Annotated in this window: 26 protein-coding genes and 1 tRNA gene; 10 read left to right on the top strand and 17 right to left on the bottom strand. The window is 67.3% G+C overall.

The window, feature by feature from the left end:
* From LRM18_RS10280 to LRM18_RS10270, 3 genes are read left to right on the top strand one after another with little or no spacing between them, the layout of a single operon-like run.
* Positions 1-468 (top strand): phage tail protein, encoded by a 468-nt coding sequence (locus LRM18_RS10280; protein ID WP_049469176.1) that lies wholly within the window; start codon positions 1-3, stop codon positions 466-468.
* Positions 452-667, top strand: coding sequence for a tail protein X (locus LRM18_RS10275; RefSeq protein WP_049430174.1), 216 nt, complete (start codon positions 452-454; stop codon positions 665-667). The genes LRM18_RS10280 and LRM18_RS10275 overlap by 17 nt, the downstream gene beginning before the upstream one ends.
* Positions 658-1,731: a contractile injection system protein, VgrG/Pvc8 family gene (locus tag LRM18_RS10270; protein WP_154330126.1), complete on the top strand. Its 1,074-nt coding sequence runs from the start codon at positions 658-660 to the stop codon at positions 1,729-1,731. Before LRM18_RS10275 ends, LRM18_RS10270 begins: the two co-directional genes overlap by 10 nt.
* Before the next feature lie 31 nt (positions 1,732-1,762).
* Here the strand turns inward: LRM18_RS10270 and LRM18_RS10265 are convergent, their stop codons facing one another.
* Positions 1,763-2,143: a tautomerase family protein gene (locus LRM18_RS10265; RefSeq protein WP_074726395.1), complete on the bottom strand. Its 381-nt coding sequence runs from the start codon at positions 2,141-2,143 to the stop codon at positions 1,763-1,765.
* A gap of 565 nt (positions 2,144-2,708) precedes the next feature.
* Here LRM18_RS10265 and LRM18_RS10260 point away from each other — a divergent pair.
* Both LRM18_RS10260 and LRM18_RS10255 read left to right on the top strand, forming a co-directional pair.
* Positions 2,709-3,116, top strand: coding sequence for a hypothetical protein (locus tag LRM18_RS10260; protein WP_074726394.1), 408 nt, complete (start codon positions 2,709-2,711; stop codon positions 3,114-3,116).
* A 52-nt stretch (positions 3,117-3,168) separates the two neighbouring features.
* Entirely contained in the window at positions 3,169-3,732 is a 564-nt protein-coding gene (locus LRM18_RS10255) for a hypothetical protein (RefSeq protein ID WP_270954187.1), read from the top strand.
* 85 nt (positions 3,733-3,817) lie between these two features.
* Here the strand turns inward: LRM18_RS10255 and LRM18_RS10250 are convergent.
* From LRM18_RS10250 to LRM18_RS10185, 14 genes are all read right to left on the bottom strand, one after another.
* Positions 3,818-3,892, bottom strand: a tRNA-Val gene (locus LRM18_RS10250).
* A gap of 115 nt (positions 3,893-4,007) precedes the next feature.
* Positions 4,008-4,361 (bottom strand): PilZ domain-containing protein, encoded by a 354-nt coding sequence (locus LRM18_RS10245; RefSeq protein WP_005412452.1) that lies wholly within the window; start codon positions 4,359-4,361, stop codon positions 4,008-4,010.
* Positions 4,358-5,314, bottom strand: coding sequence for a DNA polymerase III subunit delta' (locus LRM18_RS10240; RefSeq protein ID WP_049469129.1), 957 nt, complete (start codon positions 5,312-5,314; stop codon positions 4,358-4,360). Before LRM18_RS10240 ends, LRM18_RS10245 begins: the two co-directional genes overlap by 4 nt.
* Positions 5,311-5,976, bottom strand: a complete 666-nt coding sequence (tmk, locus tag LRM18_RS10235; RefSeq protein ID WP_270954178.1) for a dTMP kinase — start codon at positions 5,974-5,976, stop codon at positions 5,311-5,313. Before tmk ends, LRM18_RS10240 begins: the two co-directional genes overlap by 4 nt.
* Positions 5,973-7,034 (bottom strand): endolytic transglycosylase MltG, encoded by a 1,062-nt coding sequence (mltG, locus tag LRM18_RS10230; RefSeq protein WP_270954176.1) that lies wholly within the window; start codon positions 7,032-7,034, stop codon positions 5,973-5,975. Before mltG ends, tmk begins: the two co-directional genes overlap by 4 nt.
* A gap of 210 nt (positions 7,035-7,244) precedes the next feature.
* Positions 7,245-8,609, bottom strand: a complete 1,365-nt coding sequence (locus LRM18_RS10225; RefSeq protein WP_270954174.1) for an aminodeoxychorismate synthase component I — start codon at positions 8,607-8,609, stop codon at positions 7,245-7,247.
* A 92-nt stretch (positions 8,610-8,701) separates the two neighbouring features.
* Complete coding sequence (gene fabF, locus LRM18_RS10220) at positions 8,702-9,964, bottom strand: beta-ketoacyl-ACP synthase II (protein ID WP_049471064.1); 1,263 nt, start codon at positions 9,962-9,964, stop codon at positions 8,702-8,704.
* A 142-nt stretch (positions 9,965-10,106) separates the two neighbouring features.
* Positions 10,107-10,346, bottom strand: coding sequence for an acyl carrier protein (gene acpP, locus LRM18_RS10215; protein ID WP_005415509.1), 240 nt, complete (start codon positions 10,344-10,346; stop codon positions 10,107-10,109).
* Positions 10,347-10,498: 152 nt separating this feature from the next.
* Positions 10,499-11,242 (bottom strand): 3-oxoacyl-ACP reductase FabG, encoded by a 744-nt coding sequence (gene fabG / locus LRM18_RS10210; protein ID WP_005408312.1) that lies wholly within the window; start codon positions 11,240-11,242, stop codon positions 10,499-10,501.
* Positions 11,243-11,323: 81 nt separating this feature from the next.
* Entirely contained in the window at positions 11,324-12,268 is a 945-nt protein-coding gene (fabD, locus tag LRM18_RS10205; protein ID WP_270954162.1) for an ACP S-malonyltransferase, read from the bottom strand.
* Between the two features lie 159 nt (positions 12,269-12,427).
* Positions 12,428-13,210, bottom strand: a complete 783-nt coding sequence (locus LRM18_RS10200; RefSeq protein WP_049471060.1) for a serine/threonine protein phosphatase — start codon at positions 13,208-13,210, stop codon at positions 12,428-12,430.
* A 77-nt stretch (positions 13,211-13,287) separates the two neighbouring features.
* A complete protein-coding gene (locus tag LRM18_RS10195) occupies positions 13,288-14,265 on the bottom strand; it encodes a beta-ketoacyl-ACP synthase III (RefSeq protein ID WP_053462315.1) in 978 nt (325 codons plus the stop codon).
* A 91-nt stretch (positions 14,266-14,356) separates the two neighbouring features.
* Positions 14,357-14,551: a 50S ribosomal protein L32 gene (gene rpmF, locus LRM18_RS10190; protein ID WP_005408308.1), complete on the bottom strand. Its 195-nt coding sequence runs from the start codon at positions 14,549-14,551 to the stop codon at positions 14,357-14,359.
* A 107-nt stretch (positions 14,552-14,658) separates the two neighbouring features.
* Positions 14,659-15,168: a YceD family protein gene (locus tag LRM18_RS10185; protein ID WP_049471056.1), complete on the bottom strand. Its 510-nt coding sequence runs from the start codon at positions 15,166-15,168 to the stop codon at positions 14,659-14,661.
* A 113-nt stretch (positions 15,169-15,281) separates the two neighbouring features.
* Here LRM18_RS10185 and LRM18_RS10180 point away from each other — a divergent pair, with 113 nt between their 5' ends.
* On the top strand, positions 15,282-15,851 hold the full coding sequence (locus LRM18_RS10180) for a Maf family nucleotide pyrophosphatase (RefSeq protein WP_270954153.1): 570 nt from the start codon (positions 15,282-15,284) through the stop codon (positions 15,849-15,851).
* 87 nt (positions 15,852-15,938) lie between these two features.
* Here LRM18_RS10180 and LRM18_RS10175 read toward each other — a convergent pair whose 3' ends face one another.
* Positions 15,939-17,774 (bottom strand): glycosyltransferase family 39 protein, encoded by a 1,836-nt coding sequence (locus LRM18_RS10175; protein ID WP_053504914.1) that lies wholly within the window; start codon positions 17,772-17,774, stop codon positions 15,939-15,941.
* A gap of 42 nt (positions 17,775-17,816) precedes the next feature.
* Between LRM18_RS10175 and LRM18_RS10170 the strand changes: the two genes are divergently transcribed.
* The 4 genes from LRM18_RS10170 to LRM18_RS10155 are packed head-to-tail and all read left to right on the top strand — an operon-like array spanning position 17,817 to position 22,183.
* A complete protein-coding gene (locus LRM18_RS10170) occupies positions 17,817-18,770 on the top strand; it encodes an AAA family ATPase (RefSeq protein WP_074726385.1) in 954 nt (317 codons plus the stop codon).
* Between the two features lie 23 nt (positions 18,771-18,793).
* Complete coding sequence (locus LRM18_RS10165; RefSeq protein WP_057495151.1) at positions 18,794-19,717, top strand: DUF58 domain-containing protein; 924 nt, start codon at positions 18,794-18,796, stop codon at positions 19,715-19,717.
* Entirely contained in the window at positions 19,710-21,659 is a 1,950-nt protein-coding gene (locus LRM18_RS10160; RefSeq protein WP_270954150.1) for a DUF3488 and transglutaminase-like domain-containing protein, read from the top strand. The genes LRM18_RS10165 and LRM18_RS10160 overlap by 8 nt, the downstream gene beginning before the upstream one ends.
* Positions 21,656-22,183, top strand: a complete 528-nt coding sequence (locus tag LRM18_RS10155) for a Slp family lipoprotein (protein ID WP_014036182.1) — start codon at positions 21,656-21,658, stop codon at positions 22,181-22,183. Before LRM18_RS10160 ends, LRM18_RS10155 begins: the two co-directional genes overlap by 4 nt.
* A gap of 109 nt (positions 22,184-22,292) precedes the next feature.
* Here the strand turns inward: LRM18_RS10155 and LRM18_RS10150 are convergent, their stop codons facing one another.
* Complete coding sequence (locus LRM18_RS10150; protein ID WP_005408300.1) at positions 22,293-22,652, bottom strand: histidine triad nucleotide-binding protein; 360 nt, start codon at positions 22,650-22,652, stop codon at positions 22,293-22,295.
* Positions 22,653-22,683 lie beyond the last annotated feature (31 nt).

Below are 22,683 nucleotides of genomic sequence, written 5' to 3'. Positions count from 1 at the left end.
ATGAAGCGCGAGTTCGTAACCGGCACAGTGGACAAGCTGCTGTCGCAGTTCAAAGCCAACGATTCCGGCAACGCGCCAGTGCTGCTGATGCTGGGGGGCTTCAAGTTCAGCCTCAACACCGCCGTGTTCCAGGATATCCAGCAGAGCAACGAGTATGGCTGGGCAGCGCAGGAACGCATCGGCCAGATGGCTGCGCTGCAGTACACTGGGCCAGGCAAGGCCAGCATGACGCTGCCTGGCGTCATCCACTACGGGTTCCGCGGTGCCGGCAATGAGCTCTCGCAGCTGCGCAGGCTGGCCGCGCAGGGCAAGCCACAGCGGTTGCTGACCGGCAAGGGCGGGAACCTTGGGCTGTGGGTCATCGACAAGATCGACGCCACTGCCTCCGGTTTCACTGCCGATGCTGGAATCCAACGGCACGAATTCACCCTCTCACTGCGGAAGCACAGCGATGGCACGAACGTATAACACCCGCGACGGCGACGTTGTCGACCGCATCGCGTACACGCATTATGGCGAACAATCACCGGCCATCCTGCGTGCGGTATTCGACGCCAACCCGGGGCTTGCTGCACGCGGCGCCGTACTGCCTGCGGGCATGGCGATCACCCTGCCTGATGTGCAGCGCCCAGCAAACGAACGCAAGGGAGTGGCCCTGTGGGACTGAACATCGCACCTGCCTTCCGCGTGGTCGCCAACAGCCAGGACATCACCGACAAGATCATGTCGCGCTTCAAGTCTCTGCGCATCACCGACGAAACCGACAACAACTCGGACATGCTGGAACTACAGCTGGCCGATCATGATCCTTCCGATCCGATCCAGCTGCCACCGGTGGGCGCGGAGCTGGAAGCCTTCATTGGCTACGACGGTGACGTGCGGCGCATGGGCCTGTATATCTGCGACGAGGTGGAGATTTCCGGCTACCCGGGCAGCATGACCCTGCGCGCACGCGCCGCGCCGTTCGAAGCCAGCAAAGGCGGCAAGAACGATCTGCAAACACAGAAGACGCGCACCTGGAAGAAGGGCACGACCATCGGCGGCATGGTGCAGCGCATGGCCGGCGAGCACGGAATGGCCGCAGCCGTGAGCGGATCGCTGGCGTCGATCACGCTGCCGCTGACAGTGCAATCGCAGGAATCGGACATGAACCTACTGCTGCGCTTGGCGAAGCAGCATGACGCCATCGCCAAGCCGGGCGGCGGTCGCCTGATGTTCATCAAGCGCGGCGAGTCCACGAGTGCCAGCGGCGAGCGGATTCCCGACACCACCCTGACCCCTGCCGATGGCAGTGCTTACAAGGTGAACATCGTCTCGCGCGAGAAGACCGGCACCACCATCGCGTATTACCGTGATGTACGTGGTGCCAAGCGCCGGGAGATAAAGGTGGGCAGCGGCGAACCGATCGTACGCTTGCGCATGGCCTACGCTGACCGCGAAACCGCCGAAGCCGCAGCGCGCGCCAAGCATCAGGAACAAGCCCGGCAGACGCGTACGCTCAGCTACACCCTACCCGGCCGCGAGACGCTGATCGCCGAGGCCACGGTGGTGATGCAAGGCTTCCGCGACGGCGTAGATGGGCAGTGGCTGGTCAAGCGTGCAGAGCACAGCATCAGCCACGACGGCTACGTGACCAGCATTGAGTGCGAACAACCCAACAGCGCCGACGCAGTGAAGGCGGCCAGGAGTGCGGCAGCTACCGAAGGCGAGCAGGTCGGCAGCGAAGTGTAGATCCACGCCATGCGTGGATGCTTTTCCCGCATCAACTCACGTACTGTGCCTGTCCATTACCAAACGACCAGTTCTCCTTCTTCACCTCCACCAGGTTGATGAACACATCCTCGCGGCGGATGCCCACCGCCGCATGCAGTCCATCGGCGATGCCCAGGTACAACGCCTTTTTCTGCTCCAGCGTGCGTCCTTCGTTCCAGGTGATCTGGATGCAGATGAAATCGTCGGTGCGGTCCACGCCCAGGTAACCGGGGTCGTAGATCAGCGTGCCGGGCGCGTGTTCCTGGAAGATCTGGAAGCGATCGTTTTCCGGCACGCCCACCGCGCGCATGGCCTGGTAGATGGTTTCGCCGACGCGTTGCAGGTAGTCGGCGGATTTACCTTTGCGAAGATCGATGCGGGCGAGCGGCATGGTGGCACTCCAGAGTGGATGGGCACGGCAACGGGCTGAGACTACGCCTGCCCGGGGCGGCGGGACAGCGCAGGGATGGAACCCTCTGGCTCCATGCGTGGCATGGTCCCGCCTCAGCCGCGCGGGGTGACGCAATTGCCGTGGCGGCGTCGCTCTGGAGTCATCTCGTGCACGGTTGGCAGGGGCGGCGATGTGCGCCATCAGTGATGGGCCGCACTACTCGCAGGTGTCGGACGGCACACAACGGGAAATGTCTGGCCTGCCTAGGGACGGTTGAGAACTTTCCTTACAGACCGATGTGATTGCCCGGCCAGATGATCGCCGCGCCGAGGCAAGACGCCTTGGCCGGGATTGGCGTCTCGAATAAACGAATGAACACCCATCGCTGCGGTTTGCGCCGCAGCAGAGAGAATGTATCGATTGCCTCCATGGCGGCCGGTGCGTGGGGATCGACAGATCCGCCAGGCCTTCTTCTCGATGGGAGTTCGTTTGCCTTGGCACGCCAACCCGCACCGTCCGCCACCTTCACTCCGGAAGGTGGCCCTACGCCAGTGAGGGTTTCGCCATGACCAACCGCACCGCCGTCCATCCCCGCCTGCACACCCTGATCGGCGACGTCGCGGCCGATGTGCCGGAAGACCTCGCACGCGAGATCGAGTGCGCCCTGAACGAACAGAACCTTCCGGCGCAGTCGGCCACGTTCTTCGCCCGTCTCAATGCGATCAACCATGCCGACGGTGATGACGGACAGCCGTGCATCAGCCTCACCCTCGGCGCCAGCAATCACGCTTCGTTGCGCCGCTCGCTGTCTGGGCTCGGCGCGTTGCTCGATCTGCTGCAGGCCGCCGACCATGCGCGCAACGAAGGCGGCCCGGACGAACAGTTGGGCGCCTTCCATATCGACGGACTGATCGTGGCCGCACGACAACTGGTGCGCGAGGCACATCATTGCCTCTCCAGCGGCGACGCCTGACCGGCCCGGATACGCTCCCGCTACAATCGCGCAGGGAGCGCAGGAGACCGCAATGGACGCCGAACACCTGGAGTACTTCAAGGCCGCACTGGAAGGCCGCGCAAGCGTGGGCTGGAACGTCTGGTTCGCCGCCAACCAGCAGGCGCTGGCACAACAACTGAGCCGCCCTGCACTGCTGCGCTTGAAGTTCAGCAAACTGGATGAAGCCGAACGCCTGCTGGCAGAGGTCGGCATCGCGCCCAGCAGCACGGCGGGCAAGCGCTACGAAATGTACTGCGCGCAGTTCTCGGCGGACGTGGTGGACGCGAACGGTCGCCCGCTGCCGGCCATCTGGCGTGCGGCGCACGGCGGTGCCATCGGCCTGCTGGCCGATGGTGAGCAGGAAGCCGGTCAGGCGAAGCTGCTCGCGGAGTTCCGCCGCGTCCGCAAGCGAGGCTTGCAACAGGCCCACGAATGGTTGGCCGATCTGTGCTTTGAAGGCGAGATGGAGCTGACCAGCGGCAATGCCGAGGTGGGCCGTAGTCTGTTGGCGGTTGTGGCACAGGCCGGCAGCGGCCACGACCTGTTGGATGCCACGGCGATGATGGCGCGCGAGCTGCTGGAGCGGCCCGATTGAAAGGGTGTGCGCTTCCGGCTGATCCTGCTGGATCGCAGGCAACAAAAAAGCCCCCATTGCTGGAGGCTTCTTTCGTTCTGCAACATGGTGGGCGGTACAGGGATCGAACCTGTGACCCTTGCCGTGTGAAGGCAATGCTCTACCGCTGAGCTAACCGCCCGGTGTGTTGCTGAGCCGCTCATTATAGGGGCTTTTCAGAGGCCGTCAACAGTTTTTCACAGTCGTGTTCACGGCGTTTCGGGGCACGCAGCTGGCATGGCCCGGCGCTACCGGAATCACATCGTATGGGTCGGCTTGTCCGAGCCGGTCAGGCCGGCCAGCAGGGTCTCGATCTTGTGGCGTACGCCCTCGCCTTCAGCACCGTCGGCCAGCTGCACGCCGATGCCGGCGGTACGGTTGCCCTGCGCGCCGGCCGGGGTCACCCAGATCACCTTGCCGGCCACCGGCAGGCGCTCGCTGGAATCGGGCAGGGTCAGCAGCAGGAACACCTCGTCGCCCAGGAAATAGCGCTTGGGTGTGGGCACGAAGATGCCGCCATTCTTCACGAACGGCATGTACGCGCTGTACAGCGCGGCTTTGTCCTTCACAGCCAGGGACAGGATGCCCTGGCGGGCGTTGCTGGCACTCATCGATTTCCCCTTGCGGCAGGCCGCTCGTTCACCTTGTTCCAGGCCAGCAGCAACTCGACCACCGCAAGGTCTGCACGCACCGTGGTGCGCAGCAGGTCGCGGGTGCGGTTGGCCGCATCGAACCAGGCTGCAAGCTTGTGCAATCGCTCCGGCGTGGTCAAGGCATCGGTGCTGGCCTGGGCCAGCGCCAGATCGGCAGCGAAGCGCAGGCGCAGCGCCGCGTTGTCATCACCACACCACTTCTGCGCCAGCTCCACCGCGCCGGTCTTGCCGGCGGCCAGCTGTTCCAGATCTCGACCGACTTCGCGGCGCAGGCTCAGGCCGTCTTCGCGCAGCCAGTTGTCGGCCTGGCCGGGATGGCCGCGGGCGGCCTCCAGCGCTTCGCGCGCCGATGCTTCGCTGTGGCCCTGCTGCTGCAGCCAGGCCAGTGCTTCGTGCTGCGGCGGCAGCTTGAATTCCAGGCGCTGGCAACGGCTGCGGATGGTCTGCGGCAGGCGTGCCGGGTCGCTGCTGATCAGCCACAGGTAGCGGCCGGGCTGCGGCTCTTCCAGGGTTTTCAGCAGCGCATTGGCGGCCGAACGGTTGATCGCATCGGCCGGATCGACGATCACCACCTGTGCCACGCCGTACTGCGGGGTCAGCGCCAATTTGTCGGTGATCTCGCGCACCTGCTCGATGACGATCTCGGTACGCAGCTTGTCGCCGCTCTTGTTCGGAATGAAGCTGACCAGCTGCAGGTCCGGATGGGTGCCGGCGGCGATCAGCTGGCGCGTACGCGTGGCGTGCGTTGCATCACCCTGCGCCAGCACGTGGTCGGCCAGCGCCAGCGCCACCTCGCGCTTGCCCAGCCCGGCCGGGCCGCAGATCAGCAGGCCATGACCGAGGCGACCCGCATCGAGCGCGGCCACGGTCTGGTCGAACGCGCGCTGCTGCCACGGCGAAAACGTGCTCATGCGCCCTCCCCGTCCTGCAGCCAACGCTCGATACGTGCAACCACATCGGCGGCCACGCGTTCCTGCACCTGGCCGGCGTCGATCAGCGCGAAGCGCTGCGGGTCCTGCTGTGCGCGGCTGCGGAACACTTCGCGCACGCGCTGGAAGAAATCGTCCTGCTCGCTCTCGATGCGGTCCGGCCACAGGTCACGACCGTTGGCGCGCGCGCGGCCGACGGCCACGTCCACGTCCAGCAGCAGGGTCAGCCCCGGCAGCAGGCCGACCGCGCGGCGCTCCAGGTCGGCAATCCACTGCGGGTCGAGCCTGCGGCCACCACCCTGGTAGGCATAGCTGGAATCGGTGAAGCGATCGCTCAGCACATAGGCACCGCGCTGCAGCGCCGGCCGGATCACCTGGCGCACATGCTGGGCGCGTGCGGCGAACACCAGCAGCAGCTCGGCTTCGGCGCTGAGCGGCTCGGCGGCGATTTCGGCATCGGGCTTCAGCACCAGGCCGCGGATGCGCTCGGCCAGCGGCGTGCCACCCGGCTCGCGGGTCAGCACCACCTCGTGGCCGTGGCTGCGCAGGCAGTCACGGATGGCATTGATGGCGGTGGTCTTGCCTGCGCCCTCGCCGCCTTCCAGGCTGACGAAACGCGGGTGGCGAAGCAGCGCGGGACTCATTGCGCCGGGGTCTCCTGGGTACGTTGCTGGCGCAGCTGCTGCAGGTAGCGGGCTACGGCGGCGTTGTGCTGGTCCAGGCTGGGCGAGAACACGTGCGCGCCGCTGCCGTCGCCCACGGCGACGAAGTACAGCGCATCACCGGCGGCCGGCTGCGCGGCGGCCATCAGCGCGTCGCGGCTGGGCATGGCGATCGGGGTCGGGGTCAGGCCGGCACGGGTATAGGTGTTGTACGGCGTATCGGTAGTCAGGTCGCGACGGCGGATGTTGCCGTCATATGCAGCACCGAGGCCGTAGATCACGGTCGGGTCGGTCTGCAGGCGCATGCCGATCTTCAGGCGGCGCATGAACACGCCGGCGATCTGCGGTCGTTCGCTGGCCAGCGCGGTTTCCTTCTCGATGATCGAGGCCAGCGTCAGCAGTTCGTAGGGCGTGTTGATCGGCAGGTCCGGCGCGCGGCTTTCCCAGGCTTCGTCCAGCGCCTTTTCCATCGCGGCGTGGGCGCGCTTGAGCACGTCCAGATCACTGTCGCCGCGCTGGTAAACGTAGGTCTCCGGCAGGAAGCGGCCTTCCGGATGCTGGCCACCGAAGCCGAGGCGCTGCATCAACGCGGCGTCATCCAGGGTATCGGTGGTGTGCAGCAGCGGCTCGGCGCGCTTGAGTGCGGCACGCAGCTGGCGGATGTTCCAGCCCTCGACAATCGTGACCCGGTGCTGCAGCACCTTGCCGGCGCGCATGCGCAGCAGCAGCTCGCGCGGGGTCAGATCGCCACTGAGCGCATACTCGCCCACCTTCAGTTTGCCGGCCGCATCGAGCTGGCGCGCCAGCAACTGCCACTGGGTATCCTGGCCCTCGTCCACGCCGGCCTCGCGCAGCTTGCGCAGCACGCTGTTCATGCCATCGCCGCTGGCGATGACCACGCTCTCGGCGGTCGGGGTGATCGGGGCATCGGCGAACCGGGTCTGCTGGTAGAAGAACCACGCGCCCGCGCCGGCCACGACGGCGCCCAGCACCACCACCAGCGTTACCACGAACAGACACCCGCGCTTGGCTCCCGCCATGGACTACCTCTGAACTCGATTCCGTCGTGCAGGATACCGTGCCGGTGGATTGGGGTCATGACCGGGGCCACACACCCGTGCCGACCAACGGCCGGCACCCACCACAACACTGGCACCCACCGGTACGGTAGTGCCGGCCGCTGGCCGGCAAGCGCGCGGATCATGGGTGCATGAGGTTGCCGGCCAGCGGCCGGCACTACCGGAACACGCCTACCCTTGCTGGCCCAGCGCGCGCAGCAGGCCGCGGGCCTTGGCGCGGGTCTCGTCCAGTTCCTTGTCCGGGTCCGAATCGACCACGATGCCGGCGCCGGTGCGGAAGCTGACCTGGTGGCCATCCACTTCGGCGGTGCGGATCAGGATGTTCAGGTCCAGGTCGCCATCGCGGTTCAGCCAGCCGAACGCGCCGGTGTAGGCACCGCGCGGCACCTGCTCCAGCTCGCTGATGATCTGCATGCAGCGCACCTTGGGGCAGCCGGTGATGGTGCCACCGGGGAACGTGGCGGCGATCACCTCGCCGGGGGTGACCTCCGGGCGCAGGTGGCCGCTGACGTTGCTGACGATGTGGTGCACGTGCGCGTAGCTCTCCACGGTCATCAGCTCGTCGACCACCACGGTACCGGGCAGGCAGATGCGGCCCAGGTCGTTGCGCTCCAGGTCGATCAGCATCACATGCTCGGCGCGCTCCTTGGGGTGGCCGACCAGCTCCTGGATGCGCGCGGCATCATCGTCCCCCTCGAAGCGCGGACGCGTGCCGGCAATCGGACGGGTCTGCGCGTGGCCGGCATGCACCGACACCAGCCGCTCCGGCGAGGAACTGACCACATGGCGGCCGTGCGCGCTGAACAGACCGGCGAACGGTGCCGGGTTGGCGCGGCGCAGCTGCGCGTACAGCGCCTGCGGGCTGACTGGCGCGGCAAACTGCGCGCTCCAGCGCCGCGACAGGTTCACCTGGAACACATCGCCGGCACGCAGGTACTCGATCACCCGGCGCACACCGTCGGTGAAACGTTGCGGCGCATCCTCGCCTACCGCCTGCGGCGGCTGCCAGCCCTGCCCGGCTTCGGGCAGCGCGGCCGTGGCCAGTGCCACCAGCGCATCCAGCAACGCCTGCTCGCCGCCTTCTGCGATGACGAAGCTGGCGTCGTTGTGGTGGTCGTGCAGCACCGCGGCCGGGCAGCGCAGCGCCAGCGCGGTCGGGCGGCCATCCTCGCGTGCGCGCGCCGGCAGCACCGGTTCGATCTGGCTGGCCACTTCGTAATCGAGCATCAACGCCCAGCCGCCGCGGAACGGCAGGCTGTGGCTGCCGTCATGCGGCAGGCGTTCGCGCTGCCAGGCACGGTCCAGCACCTGCAGGAAGCTGCCGGCGTGCACCGCGTCGTGCTGGTCGCGCACCTGGCCATCCGCATCCAGTCGCAGGCCATCGCCCTGCGCGGCCAGCAGCAGGCTCCAGCGGCCCTGCGCGGTGCCCGAGGCAGTGGATTCCATCAGCAGCGGAAAGCGCGCCGGGTCATGCTGCTGCAGGGCCAGCAGATCGATCGGGTGCGGCAGCGGGTGGATCAGCGGTGCGTGGGTCATGGCAGCCAGTTCTGGGGTTCAGATGCACGGAAGCCGCCTTGCGGCGGCTCCGTAGAACGCGGCGTCGAGCACGGCCCGACGCTACAACTCGGTCAGACGCGCTTGAAGACCAGCGTGCCGTTGGTGCCGCCGAAGCCGAAACCATTGGACATCACCACGTCGACCTTGGCCTGGCGTGCTTCGTTGGGCACGTAGTCCAGGTCGCAGCCTTCGCCCGGCTGCTGCAGGTTGATGGTCGGCGGGATGACGTTGTCCTGCAGCGCCATCACCGAGAAGATCGCTTCCACGCCGCCGGCAGCACCCAGCAGGTGGCCGGTCATCGACTTGGTGGAGCTGACCATCATCTTGTAGGCGTGGTCGCCGAAGGCGGTCTTCATCGCCATCGTCTCGCCCAGGTCGCCCAGTGGCGTGGAGGTGCCGTGCGCGTTGAGGTAGCCCACCTGTTCCGGGGTCACGCCCGCGTCCTTCATGGCCATGGCCATGCAGCGCGCGGCGCCTTCGCCGTTCTCGCTCGGTGCGGTCATGTGGTACGCGTCGGAGCTGGCGCCGAAGCCGGCCAGTTCGCAGTAGATCTTCGCGCCACGTGCCTTGGCGTGCTCGTACTCTTCCAGGATCAGGATGCCGGCGCCGTCGCCCAGCACGAAGCCGTCACGGTCCTTGTCCCACGGGCGCGAGGCCTGTTCCGGGGCGTCATTGCGGGTACTCATGGCCTTCATCGCGCAGAAGCCGCCCACGGCGGTCGGCGACGAGCCACGTTCGGCACCGCCAACCACCATCACGTCGGCGTCGCCGTACTGGATCATGCGCATCGCGGTGCCGATCGAGTGGTTCGAGGTCGCGCACGCCGACACCGCCGAGAACGACGGGCCCTTCAGGCCGGTGATGATGCTCAGCTGGCCCGGCAGCATGTTGATGATGGTCTTGGGCACGTAGAAGGGCGAGATCTTCTTGCCCTCATGGAACTCGATGGTCTGCTCTTCGATGCCGAGCAGGCCGCCGATGCCGGCACCGACGATGGCGCCGATGCGCTCGGCATTGGCGTCGGTGATCTCAAGGCCCGAGTCGTGCAGGGCCATGAACGAGGCACCGAGGCCGTAATGGATGAACGGGTCCATCTTCTTGGCATCCTTGCCGCTGACCCGGAACTTGCCGAACAGTTCATTGTCGGCGGTGATGTCGAATCCCTTGACCTCACCGGCAATCTTGGTGGTGAACCGATCCAGATAGGCATCAGAAACGTTGGTCAGCGGACCGATGCCCGAACGACCGTGGGTGATGCCTTCCCAGCTGCTGGCCAGATCATTGCCCAACGGCGAGACGATACCCAGGCCGGTTACGACGACGCGACGCTTCATTGCTGATTCTCCTGGCCCGGCTGATTTCAACGGGCAACGCGGTTTGCTTCGGTGTGATGCCCAAACACACGGGGCCGCAACAGCGGCCCCATGGGGTGCGGTGCGCGGCGAGCGTGGCCCGCGCGCGCACTGCCGTCTGACATCAGGCCTTGACGTGGGCCTTGATGTAGTCGATGGCGGCCTGCACGGTGCTGATCTTCTCGGCTTCTTCGTCCGGGATCTCGCACTCGAATTCTTCTTCCAGGGCCATCACCAGCTCGACGGTGTCCAGCGAGTCAGCGCCCAGGTCATCGACGAACGATGCGCTGTTGGTGACTTCTTCTTCCTTGACGCCAAGCTGTTCGACGACGATTTTCTTGACGCGTTCTTCGATGGTGCTCATGGGATCTCGCTCCAGATGGAGTTGTGGTTCAAAAGTGGTCGCCATCAAGGGCGATGGCCGTGGGATAGTGTAGTGGAAACCGGCGCGGCCTTGCATTGCAGCAAAAACCTCCGCAGATCAACCACTTGCGGCGCAATCCCTGCGCCCCTTGCTTACGGCATGTACATGCCGCCGTTCACATGGAGGGTTTCGCCGGTGATGTAACCGGCAGCCGGGCTGGCCAGGAAGGCCACCGCATGGGCGATGTCTTCCGGCGATCCCAGGCGTTCGAGGGCGATGTCGTTGATCAGCGCGGTGCGCGCTTCTTCCGGCAACGCCTTGGTCATGTCGGTGTCGATGAAGCCAGGTGCGACAACATTGACGGTGACACCGCGCGAACCGATTTCCTTGGCCAGCGACTTGCTGAAGCCGATGATGCCGGCCTTGGCCGCGGCGTAGTTGGCCTGGCCGGCATTGCCGGTCACGCCCACCACCGATGCGATGTTGATGATGCGGCCCTTGCGCGCCTTCATCATGCCGCGCATCACCGCCTTGCTGGTGCGGAACACGCTGGTCAGGTTGGTGTCGATGATCGACGCCCAGTCCTCGTCCTTCATGCGCATCAGCAGGTTGTCGCGGGTGATGCCGGCATTGTTGACCAGGATCGAGATCGGGCCGAATTCCTTGGCGATGCCATCGAGCACGCTGTCCAGCGCGGCGGCATCGGTGACGTTCAGCGCGCGGCCGTGACCACCGTGGGCGGCCAGGCGTTCGCCGATCGCGGCAGCGCCGGATTCGGTGGTGGCGGTACCGATGACGGTGGCGCCCTGGGCGGCCAGCAGATCGGCGATGGCGGCACCGATGCCACGGCTGGCGCCGGTGACCAGTGCGATTTCACCCTGCAGGGGCTTGCTCATGATGTTTTCCTCAGGCTGGGGCGACCGCCGCACCCGTGCCGCTTGCAGCGGCGACCGGCACGGTCGGCAGGAACAGGGGAATCAGGCCGACCACGCCTCGCGGGCGGCTGCGAAGTCGCCCGGAGTGGCCAGCGAACGGCCGTCGATGGCCTTGTCGATGCGCTTGACCAGGCCGGTCAGCACCTTGCCCGGGCCGCACTCGGCGATCCGGGTGACGCCACGGGCAGCCAGCGCCTGCACGCACCCGGTCCACTGTACCGGCTGGTACAGCTGCTGGACCAGCGCGGTGCGGAGGGCGTCCACGCCGTCGTGCACCTGGGCATCGACGTTCTGGATCACCGGCAGCTGCGGCGCCTGCCAGGACAGGCCGGCCATCACCTCGGCCAGGCGGTTGGCGGCTTCGCGCATCAGCGGGGTGTGCGAGGGCACGCTGACGGCCAGCTTGACCGCCTTGCGCACGCCCTTCTCGGCCAGCAGCGCCAGCGCACGGTCGACGGCGTCGGCGTCGCCACCGATCACGATCTGGCCCGGCGAATTGAAGTTGGCCGGCACCACCACCTGGCTGCCTGCCGCTTCGGCGCAGACGTCCAGCACCAGCTGGTCTTCGGCGCCGAGCACGGCGGCCATGGCGCCGACACCGGCCGGTGCGGCTTCCTGCATCAGCTGGCCGCGCAGGCGCACCAGGTGCGCACCGTCATGCAGGCTCAGCGCGCCTGCGGCAACCAGGGCGGTGTACTCGCCCAGGCTGTGGCCGGCCAGCACCGACGGGCGCGGACCGCCCACGGCGTTCCAGGCGCGCCACACGCCGATGCTTGCCGCCAGCAGGGCCGGCTGGGTGTATTCGGTACGGTTGAGCATTTCCTCCGGGCCACCCTGGGACAACGCCCACAGGTCGACGCCGGCACCATCGGATGCCTCGGTGAAGGCTTCACGCACCTGCGGGTGCAGTTCGGCCAGCTCGGCCACCATGCCCACAGACTGCGAGCCCTGGCCGGGGAAGACAAAAGCGAGGGTGGATACGGTCACGCGGTCATCCGCTTGTTGCAATCGAAGCGGGCCATGATAAGGGCGAATCCGCTGTGTCGTCTGTACGTGCGCGTATGCAGGCGTATGGAGCGCGGCCGGGCAAGCGCAACGGGTCAGATCCCTTTTCCGCAGGAAAAGGGATCTGACCCCCGTCAGCCATCAGCAGAACAGCTGCAGCACGTCCAGATCGCCGTCGGCGAGGAAATCCACGCACAGCCCCACCAGCATCAGCACCCCGGCCGTACTGGCGCCATGGGTGATGAAGATCGAATGGGCCAGCGCGCGCGCTGAACGCCCCAGCTTCATGCAGACCCGGGCCAGGCTGCGCAGGCGGCCACTGACCGCATGCACGTGCTCGCGCACCGGCGCCTGAACGTCGCCCATCGCTTCGGCCATCATCGCCTGCAGGTGCTCGGGGCGGTCGGCGTAGTACTTGGCCACGCCATAGCCGAACATCAGCCAGTCACGGGCCTGCGCTTCGGACAGGTCCATCACTTCCAGCGGATCTTCCTCGAAGTCGATGAAGCCGACCTTCTCGCCATCCCAGGTGAGGTTGCGCGGCAAGGGCTGGCCGAAATAGGCCCCGCGCGCATGCGCCTGGGCGATGGACTGCATCGCCGCCATCACCAGCCGATCGCGGCCGGCCTCATCGGCTTCACGCAGGCAGGTATTGAACGAGCTGCCGTTGTCGCCGATCACCAGCGCAGCGTGGCCGGTGCCCAGCACGTCGGGCACGTTCACGCCCTGTGCCTGCAGTTCCCCCAGGCGCCGGGCTTCGGTTTCGCGTGCCGCATCGCCGCCGCGATGCGGTGGCGGGCGCAGCGCATCCAGATGGAAACGGCGCGCAACAAAATTGAGCAGGCCCAGGGCCATTGCCCGGCTTCCCTTGCCGTACTGCTTCAGCCAGGCACGTTGCCCTTCGATGACGATGGGCTCAACCATGACAGGTCCTCCTTAAACGCGTTACGGCCCCGGAGGGGCCGTAACGACAAGACTTCACATTGTCGTAACTTGCACTATCAATAGCGCAGCAGGGCCGAACCCCACGTGAAGCCGCCGCCGAAGGCCTCCAGCAGCAGCAGCTGGCCACGCTCGACCTTGCCCGAACGCACCGCGGCGTCCAGCGCCAGCGGCACCGAGCCGGAGGAAGTGTTGCCGTGCTTGTCGACGGTCACCACGACCTGGTCCATCGACATCTCCAGCCGCTTGGCGGTGGCTTCGATGATGCGCAGGTTGGCCTGGTGCGGGATCAGCCAGTCCAGGTCGGACTTGTCCAGGCCGTTGGCAGCCAGGGTCTCGTCCACGACCGAGTCCAGCGCCTTGACGGCGTACTTGAACACGTCGTTGCCCTTCATGTTGATGGTGCCACCGCCGTTGGCGCCGTCCTTGAAGCCGGTCGAAACGCCGACCGGGTTCCACAGCAGTTCCTTCTTGCTGCCATCGGCATGCAGGTGGGTGCTGAGGATGCCGGTCTCTTCGTCGGCCTTCAGCACGACAGCGCCGGCGCCATCACCGAACAGCACGCAGGTGGTGCGATCGTTCCAGTCGACCATGCGGGTCAGCGTTTCGGTGCCGATCACCAGCACATGCTTGCAGTCGCCGGAGCGGATGAACTTGTCGGCCACGCCCAGCGCGAACACGAAGCCGGAACAGGCCGCATTGACGTCGAAGGCAGGGCACCCCGCCACACCGAGCTTGGCCTGGATCAGGCACGCGGTGGACGGAAAAATGAGGTCAGGCGTGGTCGTACCGACCACGATCATGTCGAGCTGCGAGGCATCGATGCCTGCGGCTTCCAGCGCGCGCAGGGCGGCGTTGTAGCCGAGGTCGCTGGTGGTTTCGCCTTCGGCCGCGATGTGCCGTTCACGAATGCCGGTGCGCGACTGGATCCACTCGTCCGAGGTTTCGACCATTTTTTCCAGGTCGGCGTTAGTCAGGACTTTTTCCGGCAAATAGCTGCCGGTGCCCGCGATCCTCGAGTAGATCCGCTTGCTCATCATGTTTCCTGTTGCGCGGGCCGCCGATCACCGGCACGCCCGGGAAAGAAGGCAAAGGCCGCTGCCCGGAGGCAGCGGCCTTCCCGGCACATCAATCTTCTTCGACGGCCGAGGTCTTGGTCTGGATGACCTTCTTGCCGCGGTAGAAACCATCGGCAGTGATGTGGTGACGCAGATGCACTTCGCCGGTGGTCGGGTCGGTCGACAGCTGCTTGGCGCTCAGGGCGTCATGCGAACGGCGCTGGCCGCGGCGGGACGGGGTAACACGGGATTTCTGCACAGCCATGGGATTGCTCCAAACTCGGTTCGTTTTGCTTCGTCGTATCGTCGCGCAGGACGCCAGCGCCCAGCACACTTTCGCTTTCGCCGCAGCCGCCGACGACAATCCGGCTGCTATTGTTTCTTCAGTGCCGCCAACGCCGCGAACGGGTTGGCCTTCTTCGTTTCTTCTTCGCTCGGTGCCCAGTCCTTGTCGACTGCTTCACCGTCGGGCGACAGCGGCACCACAGGCACCGCCAGCACCAGCTCGTCCTCGACCAGGTCCAGCGGACGCAGCTGGCCGTCTTCCGGCACCAGCAACGCCTCGTATTCCTCCGGCAGGGACGATTCCTCGTCCTCGTCGCGGATCAGGCCAAGCCTCTGGGTCACCTTCACCGGCAACAGGAATCGCTGCATGCTGCGCTGACAGGTCAGCGGCAACGCGGTGTCGATGGTCAGTTCCACATAGGATACCCGCAAGACGTCGTCGCGACCGAATTCAAGCGAGTAGACACACTCGCCGTCGGTATCTGCGACCAACCCTTGCAGGCGGGTCAATTCAGCCAGGGGCACCTGACCGTCGAAGCGCCTTCGCGCTACAACCATCCGCCAGGCATCCAGCGTTTCGGGCACGTTCGCGGACATAAGCCGCTGAATACTAAGGATCGCGGTGTCTGCTGTCAAATGCCTGCCCTGCAGGACTTGCCGCGGGCGGCGCAGGCGGGCCAGACTGCCGCGCCCTGCCCCGGTATTGTCACATGCCACTGGTCCTGGCCTCCACCTCCCGCTACCGCCGCGAACTGCTGCAACGGCTGGGCCTGCCCTTCGACTGCGCACGCCCGGACGTGGATGAAACCCCGTTGAACGGCGAAGCTCCGCTGGCGCTGGCCACGCGCCTGGCGGCCGCCAAGGCCGCCGATGTGGCCGCCCACCATCCGGGCGCCTGGGTGATCGGCTCGGACCAGGTGGCCGACCTGAACGGCCAGCCGCTGGGCAAGCCGGGCACGGCCGAGGCCGCCTGTGCGCAGCTGGCGGCGATGTCCGGGCAAACCGTGCGCTTTCACACGGCAATCAGTCTCAGGCGCGATGGAGAATCCTTCGCCGCAGTGGATCTGACCGAAGTACGCTTCCGCGCGCTGGACCCGCTGGAGATCGCCCGCTATGTCGCCGCCGAGCAACCACTGGACTGCGCCGGCAGCTTCAAGTGCGAGGGCCTGGGCATCAGCCTGTTCGAGGCGATCGACAACCGCGACCCGACCGCGCTGGTCGGCCTGCCGCTGATCGCGCTGTGCAGGCTGCTGCGCAGGGCCGGATTCGCGGTGCCGTGAACGGTAGAGCCGAGCCCAGGCTCGGCTGTTTTTTCGAGGCTACCTGCCATCTCGAGCATCGGCACGGCTCGACAGGACCAGAGGACCTCAGCGCACCTCGAACGGCTGCTCCTGCCACGCCTCCACGCTGCCATCGCGCCCGTACAGGCGCAGGCCGAGCCAATGCCGCCCCGGTGCCAGCGTGGCGGTATCCAGCGAGGCATCAAAGCCCACCGACGGATGCTGCGGGTCGGTACTGCCCGGCCAGGCGGGGCGGACGTCGAACACGCGCCCGTAGCGCGCATCACCGATCGGGCGGCCGTCAACCAGCACTTCGACGCGTGCCAGGCCGACGCCATCCTTGAAGGCCCAGCCCTTGATCGCCAGCGTTCCGGAAACCGTCTGACCATTGGACGGCGCATCCAGCCACGCCATCGCCGGCGTCACGCACGGCCCCGGTGCACGCTGCGCCGGCAGCCGGAACAACAGGAACCGCTGGAAGCCATGGTCGCTGCTGACCACGCGCGGCGCGGGCAACGGCCCGACCTGCTCGCAGATGGTGTGATAGCGCGCCAGCAGATCGCGGTAGCGCTGGTCGCTGGGTGACAGCACCAGCAACATCGGCGTATTGCGCGGGCCTTCGTGCAGCAGGTTCCACTGCGCCAGCTGCGCGGTTCGCCCATGCTTGTCATTGAGCGGATGCGGCAACACCTGGATATCACCGTCGCCCAGCTGGAAGCCCAGTTCGGCACCGACCTTGAAGTTGCCCGCCAGGACACGCGTGCCGGGCGGCATCTGGCGCAGCTCGTCGCGCACCGCCACGGCCAGCGGTTGCCAGCCGGCGAAGTTGCGCGGGTAGTACTTGCTGCCCGCCATCTGCTCGCGCAGCGCCGGCGTGGACGCCATCAGGTAGTAGCCGAAGGCCAGCACGGTACCCGCCGCCGCCAGCCACCAGCCGGTACGGCGCAGCCAGCGCGGCCAGCCATTGAGCACCACCGGCACCGCCACCAGCAGTGCCAGATAGCCCGGCAGCGGCCAGTGGAAACTGATGCGTTCGACATCGGTGAAGAAACCCAGCAGGAAAATGCCCGCCGTCGATACACCGCCCACCAGGCCGAAGTAGCGCCACTGCACCCGCGCGCCGCCGCCGCTGCGGGTGCCGGCCAGCGCGACCTTCCACATCGCGATGCACAGGATCGGCGTGACCAGCATCGGCTGGATCACCAGGAACCACAGTCCCTCCCACTCGAACGCCCACGGGTGGCGCTCCACCACCTGGAACTTCAGGCCGGCATCATGGTTGTCCGCGTTCCAGGCCAGCAGCGGCAGCCAGGCCAATACGCCCACCGCCAGCGCCACCCATACGCGCGGATCGGCCAGCATGCGACGCCCCTGCGGCAACGCCAGCAGCGCGATGAACCCGACGCCGATGACACCGATGAAGCGGTAGTGGCTGAGCGCACCGATCAGCAGGCCCAGCGCCAGCTTCATCGCCGATGATGCATCCACGCTGTGCAGCAGGCGTGCGCCGGCGTGCAGGCAGATCACTGCGGCCAGCGCCATTGGCACGTCCGGCACCGCCAGCAGGCCCAGCGTGGCCGACAGCGGCATCAGCAGGGTCAGGCTGCCCGCCTGCCACCCGGCAACGTTGCCGAACCAGCGTGTGGCGATGCGCACCACCAGCAACGGCAACAGCGCACCGATGGCCAGGAACGGCAATCGCAATGCGAGTACGTGATGACCGCCGATCTCCACACCCAGGCGTGCCAGCCAGGCGGTCAGCCCCGGCAGATCGGAATAGGCAGCGGCCAGATGCTGGCCTTCCTGCCAGTAGAACGCTTCGTCGACGAACAGCGGCAGGCGCGCAGCCACCACCAGCTTGGCCGCTGTGACCAGCGTCCACAACCAGAGAAATATCGTCCGCGCGCGCTGTTCGCCTTGCATTGCTCTATGGATAATCGAATGGATTCCAGACCTGAGACGATCATGCCAGCCTCGTCCCCCAATCCCAGCATGCTAACCGATCAACTGCGCCAGGCCCTGCGGGAGGCACAGGATCAGGTGAACGCACTGGTGCTGGGCAAGGTGCCGGAAGTCAGGCTGGCCTTTGTCGCCCTGCTTTCCGGCGGCCACCTGCTCATCGAGGATCTGCCTGGCCTGGGCAAGACCACGCTCGCGCATGCGCTGGCCAGCAGCCTCGGCCTCAGCTTCCAGCGCGTGCAGTTCACCTCCGACCTGTTGCCGGCCGATGTGCTTGGCGTATCGGTGTACGAGGCCGGCAGCCGCCAGTTCCAGTTCCACCCCGGCCCGGTGTTCACCCACGTGCTGCTGGCCGATGAGATCAACCGCGCACCGCCGCGCACGCAGAGCGCGTTGCTGGAGGCGATGGCCGAGCAGCAGGTCACCCTGGACGGACAGACGCATCCGCTGCCCGATCCGTTCTTCGTCATCGCCACGCAGAACCCGGTCGACCTGTCCGGCACCTTCCCGTTGCCGGATTCGCAGCTGGACCGTTTCCTGCTGCGCCTGGCAATGGGCTACCCGAGCGCGCAGGCCGAGCGCGAACTGCTGCGTGGCAGCGATCGCCGCGACCTGATCGCGCGCGCGGTGCCGAAGCTGGACGACACCCAGGTGCGTGCGTTGCGTGAAGCGGTTGGCCAGGTGCACGCCAGCGACGCGCTGGTCGACTACGTGCAGGCGCTGCTGACCCGCAGCCGCCAGCATGCCGGGGTCCGCGTGGGCCTGTCGCCGCGTGCCGGGCTGGCCCTGCTGCGCGCCGCCAGGGCGCACGCGCTGCTGCTCGGCCGCGGGCACGTGGTTCCCGAGGACGTGCAGACCCTGTTCGTGGCGGTGGCCGGCCATCGCCTGGTGGCCGAGGCCGAATCCAGTTCCGGGCCGGCACTGGCGCGCGCGATCCTGCAGACCGTCGCGGTGGACTGAAGGTGGCCACTCGCTGGGCACGCATGCAGCTGCTGGCACGCCCACGCAGGCCCGAAGCCCTGCCGCAGCGACTGGATCGCCATCGCATCTATGTACTGCCGACGCGCTTCGGCCTGTTCGTCGCCACCCTGCTGTCAGCGATGCTGCTGGGCGCACTGAACTACAACAACAACCCGGCCCTGCTGCTGGCGCTGCTGTTGGCCGCAGCGGCGATCGCCAGCGCCATCGCCGCGCACCTGCAGCTGTCCGGCCTGCAGATCGATGCAATCTCCGCCGAACCGGTACCGGCCGGGCAGCCGCTGCGCCTGCGCGTGGACCTTTCGCTGCGCGACCCGCGCGCGCGCCATGGGCTGCACCTGCAGCTGGGCGCGAGCGAGGCCTGGGTCGCACTGCCTGCACACGGTCGCGGCGAAGTGGAACTGGACGTTCCCAGTGAGCGCCGTGGCTGGCTGGAGCTGCCGCGCATCCGCCTGTCGAGCACGCAGCCGCTGGGGCTGGTGCGGGCATGGTCGTGGGTGTGGCCGGAACAGCCGCTGCTGGTCTACCCGCTGGCCGAGGCCCAGGCACCGCCCCTCCCGGAAAGTGGCAGCGATCCCCTGCACACCCGCGCCCACGCCACGGGCGAAGAGCTGCATCAGCTGCGCCCCTATCGTGCCGGCGACGCCCCGCGCAGCATTGCCTGGAAGCACTCGGCACGCCGTGACAGCCTGCTGGTGCGCGAGTACGAGAAGCCGATCGGCATCGAAGTGGTACTGGACTGGCGCACGCTGGCACCGCTGGCGCATGAGGCGCGCATCGCGCGGCTGGCACGCTGGGTCGACATGGCCGAGCGCGAGGGCCGGCGCTACACACTGCTGCTTCCGGCGCATCCGCCACTGGGTCCCGGCCAAGGCGCCAGCCACCACCACCTGTGCCTGCGCGCGCTGGCGCTGATGCCCCATGACTGAGCCTGCCGTCCTGCTTGATCGCAACGCCCGCAGCTGGACCCTGGCCAGCGCTGCGCTCGCGCTGTTGCCGCTGCTGCTGCAGCTGCCACCGGTGCTGGCCCTGGTGATCGCGATCGCCGCCGTACTGACCGCGGCACTCGCGTGGCGGCGGGTGCTGCCGATGCCGGTGCGCCTGCTGCTGGTACTGGCCATGCTGGCAACGATCGTCTGGCAGATGGGCATGGTGCGGCCGGGGCGTGACACCGGCTGTGCACTGCTGGCGGCGATGCTGGCGATCAAATCCAGCGAACTGCGCAACCTGCGCGATGCACGCAGCCTGCTGGGGTTCGCACTGTTCTCGCCGTTCGCGGCCTTCCTGCTCGACCAGGGGCCGCTGACCACGGGGCTGGCGGCGCTGGCCGCCGTTGTCGCGCTGTTGGCCCTGCAGCGCCTGGCCCAGGACGAAGGCCGCAGCCCACGCCAGCCACTGCGTGGACAACTGCGTGGTGTCGGCCGCTTGCTGGGCATCGGCCTGCCGCTGGCACTGGCCTGCTTCTGGCTGTTCCCGCGCTTGTCCACGCCGTTGTGGGGCGTGCCCGAACGGGCGGTGGGCACGCCGGGCCTGGCCGACAGCATGGCACCGGACCAGTGGCTGGACCTGATGGCCGACGACACCCCGGCGCTGCGCGTGCAGTTCTTCGGCGCGGTACCCGAGCCCGCGCAGCGCTATTGGCGCGGCCCGGTGCTGACCTCCTTCGATGGCCACCGCTGGAGCCGCGATCCCGCCGCGGCCCGGCGGTCCGCTCCCGTGGTCCAGGCGGCGGCACCGGGATGGGACTACCAGATCGACTACGAGCCTACCGACCGTCGCCTGCTGGTGGCACTGGACCTGCCCAGCCGCGCACCGGAGGGCAGCAGCTTCGATGCCGACATGAGCCTGCGCAGCGACCGCACGCTGTCCGCGCTCAGCCGCTGGCGGCTGCATTCGGCGCCACCGCAACGGTTCGAGACCGATCTTTCGCCCTATCTGCGCCGCGCCGCGTTGCAGCTTCCGCCGGGCTTCAATCCACGTACCGCCCAGCTCGCACGGCAATGGCGGCAGGAGGCTGGCACCGATGACGAGGCCATCGTCCGTCGCGCGCTGCAGTGGATCACCCGCGATTTCTCCTACACGCTCGATACCCCGGCGGCCGGGCGCGATCCGGTCGACGATTTCCTGTTCAACTACAAGGCCGGCTTCTGCCAGCACTTCAGCTCGGCCTTCGTGGTGCTGATGCGCAACGCCGGCATTCCGGCCCGGGTGGTGACGGGCTTCGCCGGCGGCACCCGCAACCGCATCGGCGACTACTGGGTGGTGAGGCGCATGGATGCCCACGCCTGGGCCGAAGTCTGGCTGCCACAACGCGGCTGGGTGCGGGTCGACCCGACCGCGGCCGTGGCGCCGGAGCGCATCCTGGACACGCTGGACGACCGCCTGCAGGCCGGTACCGATACCCCACTGCAGCAGCGCTGGCTGCAGCTGGGGCAGATGGGCGACTGGCTGCGCCGCGGCTGGAACGACCTGGTGCTGTCCTTCGACGCGCGCCGCCAGCAGCAGCTGCTCAAGCCATTCGGGCTGGATGACCTCGGCCCGGCGCAGCTGGTGGCTGGCCTGGTGGTGGCCGCGCTGCTGGCGCTGGCGTGGATGGCCTGGCTGCTGGCCCGCGGCGAGCGCGAACGCGACCCGCTGCTGCGCGCCTGGCACCGGCTGGGTCGGCGGTATGCGCGCCTCGGGCTGGCTCGCGAGCCCTGCGAGACCGCGCGGGACTGGGCACGGCGGGTGCACGCCCGGCGCCCCGATCCGGCCCTGCTCGCGCTCAGCCAGCGTTTCGCCGACGCGCGCTACGCTGGAACTTGCACCGACCTCGCTTCATTATTGCGGGACCTGCGCAGGCATCGCCCGACTTCCGGAGCCTCCCCATGAACACCAAGTTCCTCCTCACCGCTGTGGCCACGCTGGCCCTGTCGGCCTGCGCCACGGCCCCCAAGCCGCTGCAGGGACAGTTCAGCCTGGTTTCCCCGCGCGACTCGGTCGCCACCCAGCAGGTCGGCACGCCGGTCCGATGGGGCGGCCGCATCATCGAAACCAAGCCCGGCCAGGGCGAGACCTGCTTCCAGATGATCTCGCGCCCGCTCAACGCCAGTGGCCGCCCGAACACCACCTCGTCCGACGCCAGCGATGGCCGCTTCATTGCCTGCCGCGCCGGTTTCTACGACCCGGCCGTGTTTGAAGCGGGCCGCGACGTGACCTTCATCGGCAAGATCGACGGCTACCAGAACACCCGCATCGGCGAGTACGACTATCGCCTGCCCAAGCTGTCGGCCGATGTGATCTACCTGTGGCCGGAACAGCGCCAGGTCGACGTGGTGCCCTACCCTTACGGCCCGTGGGGCCCGGGCCCGTATGGCCCGTACTGGGGTGGTTACGGCCGCTGGGGCTGGTGGTGATCTGATCGCCACCCGCCACGCGTGATCGGAAAAGGCCGCCTTCGGGCGGCCTTTTTTCATCCGTGCATGGCGCGGCTCTGGTGTGGGGCAAGGGTGGAGGCCGGGCGCATCAGCGCCCCGGCGCGCCGAAATGGCCCAGCGGGGCACCCGCCAACAGGTGCATGTGGATGTGGAACACGGTCTGCCCGGCATGCTCGCGGCAGTTCATCACGATGCGGTAGCCGTCCTGCGCGAACCCTTCGCGGCGCGCATATTCGGCGGCAGCCAGGGCAAGCTTGCCGATCAGGTGCGCCTGCGATGGCTGCAGGTCGTCCAGGGTGGGGATGATCTCGTTCTTCGGAATGAACAGGACGTGCACCGGCGCCTGCGGTGCGATGTCCTTGAAACCCAGCACCTCGTCATCCTCATAGACGATGGTGGCCGGGATCTCGCGACGGATGATCTTGCTGAAGAGGGTTTCGTTGCTCATGGTCGGCCTCGGCGGGAGTGTCTTCCGCATT

Origin of the sequence: Stenotrophomonas sp. PI_27, assembly GCF_027854495.1 — a bacterium.
GTDB lineage: Bacteria > Pseudomonadota > Gammaproteobacteria > Xanthomonadales > Xanthomonadaceae > Stenotrophomonas > Stenotrophomonas pavanii.
This window is presented reverse-complemented; position numbering and strand designations above follow the sequence as displayed.